This is a genomic window from Desulfobacterales bacterium, from assembly GCA_029211065.1.
GTDB lineage: Bacteria > Desulfobacterota > Desulfobacteria > Desulfobacterales > JARGFK01 > JARGFK01.
Genome location: JARGFK010000207.1, coordinates 1 through 3656, shown reverse-complemented (window position 1 = coordinate 3656; position 3656 = coordinate 1). Strand labels below are relative to the sequence as shown.

The 3656-nt window shown below is 41.8% G+C and carries 3 protein-coding genes; 2 read left to right on the top strand and 1 reads right to left on the bottom strand.

Going from position 1 to position 3656, the window contains the following annotated elements:
• Positions 1-61 precede the first annotated feature (61 nt).
• Positions 62-547 carry a hypothetical protein gene (locus P1P89_22635; protein MDF1594319.1) on the top strand — a complete coding sequence of 162 codons (486 nt, stop codon included), beginning with the start codon at positions 62-64 and terminating at the stop codon, positions 545-547.
• Between the two features lie 246 nt (positions 548-793).
• Here P1P89_22635 and P1P89_22630 read toward each other — a convergent pair whose 3' ends face one another.
• Positions 794-1963 (bottom strand): IS4 family transposase, encoded by a 1170-nt coding sequence (locus tag P1P89_22630; GenBank protein MDF1594318.1) that lies wholly within the window; start codon positions 1961-1963, stop codon positions 794-796.
• Between the two features lie 741 nt (positions 1964-2704).
• Here P1P89_22630 and P1P89_22625 point away from each other — a divergent pair.
• Positions 2705-3656 (top strand): NADH:flavin oxidoreductase (locus P1P89_22625; GenBank protein ID MDF1594317.1); only part of this gene is annotated, 952 nt, incomplete at its 3' end.

Sequence of the window (3656 nt, the reverse complement as noted above, 5' to 3'; positions counted from 1 at the left end):
AAAGAATGCTCGTTCATTTGCTATCCGAAGTAGACAGAAATAATCTATGGAGATAAAAACAATGAAAAAAATAATTTGGGCAATTCTGTTTCTTTTACTTTTATCTGTTTTTTACGGTTGTGTTACAACACTTGATAGAGTTATTACAAAGTCTGCAACTAAAAATCAGTGGAAACTTGTTAACGACCTGTTTTATGACTCAAGCAGAAGTGGGTTTTTCGTTTTTGTAACTGGTTGGGCGCAATACAACCCAGTCATAAAACTCAGTGGCAAATATGTTGGTGGCCTACTAAGTGGTATGTTTGTAGCTGCCGAATGCAAACCTGGGCTTCATCATGTGGAGTTAGGGCATCTTTTTAAACTAAAGTGCATCAATATAGGCCCTTCTCAAAAGTTGTATATTCATATAAAAAATGGTTTTAATTCTGAATACGAAATAATTGATAGAACAAGAGCTGAGAAACTCCTAAACTCGCTAATGTTTGGTAAAGAATTTAATAATATTGAAAATACGGTAAGTCGTCCCATACCTCCAAGATGCGAATGAATAATGTATTAAAAATTTATCAACAGCAACGCCGAATGGTCAAAATATCTGGTATTTGTTCACCTACAGAAAAAAAATAAATTCTCTAATAGAACAATGTAAAGAAGAATGTGAAACAAAAAAAACAGTCATGTTCGATGAAATTCAGAAAGCGCTTTGAGTAGCTAAAAGACCTGTTATTACAACCAGCATAGGCGACCCTGATATTTGGAATTTGACTTTATAAGCTAAGTCAGTAGTGTCCCGTTAAGAATTGAATAATTTCAGTTGGATATGATTACTAGTAATTTTATTTCTGTAATCATCGGCCGCGAGGGCCTCTAAAACCGGCATTTTCTCAAATAGAGTAATGCTCAAAATCTGTAAAATAGTGTAGAGAGTCAAGTCGATTTTCAACCGTTTTTTCATGATGGCAACCAGAACATAAGTTGAGACGGCGATCCAGATTTGGGCTTTGACAGCATTCTCTGATGTTCCATAGAAGCTCTTAATACGCAAATGCTGCTTGATCCACTTGAAAAAAATCTCGACTCGCCACCGGTATCGATACAGTTCCGCAATGGTTAATGGCGGAAGGGTAAATTGGTTTGTAAGAAAGATGAAAGATCTGCCTTTTTCGGCATCGAAATATTTTATCCGGCGCAACTTTTCCGGATAATCTTTCTTGCTGTAAAAACCGGTCAAAATGACCGTTTGGTCGAACTTGACGCCGGTACTTTTATCGACTTTGTGTGAATATATCCGGCGTAAACCCGTGTTCGCCTTTGAGCGGGTCACGAACACGGCCGAGCTTTGATGCAATTGATAGAGTCGCTGGAAATCCAAATAAGCTCGATCCATGACATAGATTGCGCCGGATTCCGGAATGAGATGGTCAAGAACGTTGACGTCATGAACCTTGCCGTCCGTGATCCATATAAAAGTAGGGATATCGCCTCGCAGATCCAAAAGGGTGTGTAGCTTTACCGCCCCCTTGGTTTTGCGAAACCTGGCCCAAGGGAATACCGACAGGCACAGATCAATTGTTGATGAATCCAGTGCATATACGGTCTCATCCAGGTCAAGGCCGAAACCATCATCGACATATAGTCGCCGAGCTTCCCGGATTAATATTTGGGCAAAGTCGCTGTATATCCGCCAATCACGTGTTTCGTTTGCTTTTGCCAATGTATTACGGGAAACTTTACCCCTTATCCCCATATGGTAAAGCTTCTCTCGCATGGCACGAAGACAGCACTCGATATCCCGCAGGCTTTCGCGATAAGTCAGCTGGGCAAACGCCATGCATAAAAGCTGATCGTAGCATGTAAAAGAACGAATTCGGTAATTACCGTTGTGCCGGTTAACGCATCGTCGAAATTTGTTTTGAGGCAGGAAATCGATTATTTGAGAAAATATGGTTTGCCCTCTATTCACGTGTGATCTCCTTTCGCAGTGTTTCCTGCAAAAGAATCATAAAAACAGAATTAGGGCAATTTCAAATCGATTCCTCCGTATTTCGTTAATATTTTGTTTTAATTCAAACCGTTAAACCATAATTGAAAATTCTTAACGGGACAGCAGTGAAGCTAAGTAAAGATTCACCCACCGAAAATGAAAATAAATACCTTTCAAAATCGATAATAACTGTCACCAAGAATAGAAGATATGGGTCTGAAATTTTGATTATGAAAAGTGAAGAATCCGGCTATGGAAAGGCAATAGTGCGATCCTTGAAAATTTAGGGATTATCAAATATAGTCTGAGATTATTCCGGTGAATCGCACTATTGCCGTTGATGGCAAGGAGTCTGGCGTCAAGAAGGTCGTTTCCCGATCCTTGGATATCCACTATATTTTGTGGTTGATTTTCCGGTTAAAATTGAACACAAATGGTAATAGTGCTCGCGGAGCCGGAGTGAAACAGGCAGGAATGCCGAAGCTGTGCGTCAGTCTGATAATCAATCTCAGGGGCCGATCACAATGGCAAGCTATGCTCGGTCAAAAGAGGAGGTTCCCGGAAGGGATTTGTGGCAAAATAGTCCTCGATTTCCTAACATGCTCTTCGTTGAAGCCGGGTAAGCAAATATAGCTTTCGCCCCCAGTTCTGGCTGCCTATAAAAACTGGATTCAATTTCCACGACCGAACAAATGCCTTAACCAAAGAGGTAGGTCAATAATGTCATTGCTTTTTACCACAATGGAAATTGGTAATGTCGAGTTGCCCAACCGGTTCGTGTGTTCTGCCACCCATGAATCAACGGCTAAGGAATCAGGTGAAGTTAGTGAGACCCTAATTAAAAAGTACGAGCGCTTAGCCAAGGGGAGCGTGGGATTGAGCATCACTGGCCTTATGTATGTTCAGCAATCAGGGCGTGGGTACAAATATCAAACGGGAATCCATGATGACCGTATGATGCCAGGTTTGAAGCAACTTACAGGCGCAGTGCATCAAATTGGTGGCAAGATAGCATTTCAGTTAGTCCACTGTGGAAGGCAAACAACTAAAAGTATGGCTGGTCAGACGCCATTAGCGCCATCATCCAGAGGGCGAGATCCCATCAATTTTGTCAGGCCGAAAGAGATGACTGAAGCAGACATTAGACAAACCATATCCGCCTTTGGTGCTGCCGCTAAAAGGGCTGTAGAATCTGGAGCTGATGCAGTTCAGCTGCATGGAGCCCATGGATACTTAATTTGCGAGTTTTTATCCCCGTTTTTCAACATTAGGACTGATGACTGGGGCGGAAGTGATGAAAATCGATTCAAATTCTTAAAGGAAGTATTTATCGAGGTAAAAAACAATGTTCCAGACGGCTATCCAGTTTTAGTGAAGATCAATTCTAAAGATTATACTCCGAAGGAGGGTATTACGCCTGCGTTGGCTGTGACGTATGCCAAATGGTTAGCGGATTTAGGGATCGACGGCATAGAAGTTAGTTGCGGAACAACGCTGTATTCGTACATGAATATGTGCCGCGGCGATGTGCCGACGACTGAGTTGGTTAAGAGCCTCTCTTGGTGGAAAAAACCTGTTGGTCGGATCATGATTGGTAAGTTGGAGGGAAAGTATGGCCTCGAAGAAGGCTACAACCGTGAATCCGCCAAGAAGATCAAACTCGTATTGGGAA

Bases quoted from the DNA above. Each gene is read 5' to 3' on its own strand.
- P1P89_22635 (MDF1594319.1), top strand. From the start codon at position 62: ATGAAAAAAATAATTTGGGCAATTCTGTTTCTTTTACTTTTATCTGTT.